At 65.7% G+C, this 2,013-nt stretch carries 3 protein-coding genes; 1 reads left to right on the forward strand and 2 read right to left on the reverse strand.

Annotated features, from left to right (window positions below):
• The first annotated feature begins 147 nt into the window (after positions 1–147).
• Positions 148–1,032, forward strand: a complete 885-nt coding sequence (locus WI697_RS27420) for an ArdC family protein (protein ID WP_345960678.1) — start codon at positions 148–150, stop codon at positions 1,030–1,032.
• Between the two features lie 39 nt (positions 1,033–1,071).
• Here WI697_RS27420 and WI697_RS27425 read toward each other — a convergent pair whose 3' ends face one another.
• Positions 1,072–1,404 (reverse strand): type II toxin-antitoxin system PemK/MazF family toxin, encoded by a 333-nt coding sequence (locus WI697_RS27425; protein WP_345960679.1) that lies wholly within the window; start codon positions 1,402–1,404, stop codon positions 1,072–1,074.
• Positions 1,404–1,661, reverse strand: a complete 258-nt coding sequence (locus tag WI697_RS27430) for an AbrB/MazE/SpoVT family DNA-binding domain-containing protein (protein WP_345960680.1) — start codon at positions 1,659–1,661, stop codon at positions 1,404–1,406. The genes WI697_RS27425 and WI697_RS27430 overlap by 1 nt, the downstream gene beginning before the upstream one ends.
• Positions 1,662–2,013 lie beyond the last annotated feature (352 nt).

Raw genomic sequence — 2,013 nt, forward strand, 5'->3', positions numbered from 1 at the left:
TCGCCACGGCCGAGGCTCGCCGGCGGCTGCGCCCGCACCACCCGCAGCGATTCCGCTTTCCCCCTGCCCAGCCCCGCTCTCGGCGAGGGCCACAGGTGCAGCAGCACTCCGCTGCCGCACCGTGAACCCCAGGAAGGAAGCCGGGCCATGACCCAAGACAGCCGCCAGAGCGTCTATGAACGCATCACCGCCACCATTGCCGCCGCCATCGAAGCGGGAGCCGGAGATTTCCGCATGCCATGGCACACAGACGGCACCATGTCGGCCCATCCCGTCAACATCACGACCGGGAAACCCTATCGCGGCATCAACACCATTGCGCTTTGGGCGGCGGCGCAGGGCGCGGGCTACGGTTCGGCCATATGGGGGACGTACCGCCAATGGGCCGCTTGCGGAGCACAGGTGCGCCGGGGAGAAAAAGCCGCGCTGGTCGTGTTCTGGAAAATCGACGAACGGGAAGAGGATGCCGGGGACATGGATGACGGCCAGAGTGACCCGCGCCGCCGCGTCCTCGCGCGCGGCTATCCCGTGTTCAATGCCGCGCAGGTGGAGGGCTACACGCCGCCGCCCCTGCCCGCTCTGCCTGCCAGTGCGCGCATTGCCCATGCCGAGCGCTTCTTTGCCGCCCTTGGCGTAACCGTGCGCGAAGGCGGTACCCGCGCCTGCTATATCCCGGCCCGTGATGAAATCCGCCTGCCGCCCTTCGCAGCCTTTCGCGATCCCATCGCCTACTATGCCACCCTCGCCCATGAGGCAACCCACTGGACGGGCCATCCCGATCGCTGCGCCCGCGAGCTGAAAGGGCGGTTCGGCTCTGAAAGCTATGCGGCGGAAGAGCTGGTGGCGGAGCTGGGCGCGGCCTATCTCTGCGCCGATCTTGGCCTTGCTTGCGAACCCCGCCCTGACCATGCCGCCTATGTGGCGTCATGGCTCACCGTGCTGCGCAATGATGCCCGCGCCATCTTCACCGCCGCCGCGCAGGCGCAACGCGCGGCCGATTGGATGCATGCCCGCCAGCCATTCGCCGCGTGAGGGTGAGCCGATGCCGGGGGTAGCCCGGCATCGGCCGCCTCATTCGAGGATCGTGCTCAGGCGCGCCAGGACTTCATCCATGATGGCTTCCGGCACGCTCTCCAGCTTGCGTCCCCCGCGCGCCCGAATATCCACCGCGCGCGGCTGGTCGCAACGCACGACTCCGGTTGTTTTCGTGCCAATGCCCACGAGGGAGACCGCGAATCCGGCCGTGCGGGCAAAATTACCGCCGGTCGTGATGGGCAGCACGACCGGCGTGTGGGTCAGGCGGTTAAAAGCCCCTGGCGAAATGACCAGAACCGGCCGGGTTCCCTGTTGCTCATGGCCGGAAGTGGGATCGAGCGAGACAAGAAAAATGTCGCCCCGCTCCATTACGGCAGCTCGCTCCCGACCGCCGGCGCGCCAAGCCATTCAGCATCCTCATGGCTGAGTGCTGCCGATGCATCGCATTCTGCCAGAAGCATATCCAGCGTGTAGCGGGGCCGCGGCGCCGGTTCGACCACGAGCCGGCCACCATCGACCGCCAGGCCGACTTTCGCCCCTGCGCTCAGATGCAGCGCATCGAGCAAGGTCGGTGGCACCGCCAGCATGACGGAACCGCCTACCTTGCGGAGATTGGCCATATGCATCGTTGTCTCCATAGATTCGTCGATAGATGTGCGGTTCTTGTTATACTGATATATAACTTAGCTGGGTGGAATGCGCAATATATTTCAGATTGAGAGAATTATAATAAATAAACCCGATAGATGTATCAGGGGTTTGCATCACCGCCCTAGCGGGCGGCCTGGGCTGTCATGAACCGAACCCGATAAGCGGTTTCGGCCTGTGCGGTTTCCATCCCGGATGCGGATCATCCGGCCGCCGACGCGGCGTAAGTGGGGGAAGCCGGGGGGCGCCGCCCCCTCTCTCCCCCAAAGCGCAATCGCCACGGCCGAGGCTCGCCGGCGGCTGCGCCCGCACCACCCGCAGCGATTCCGC

The organism is Tistrella mobilis (assembly GCF_039634785.1).
Taxonomy (GTDB): domain Bacteria; phylum Pseudomonadota; class Alphaproteobacteria; order Tistrellales; family Tistrellaceae; genus Tistrella; species Tistrella mobilis.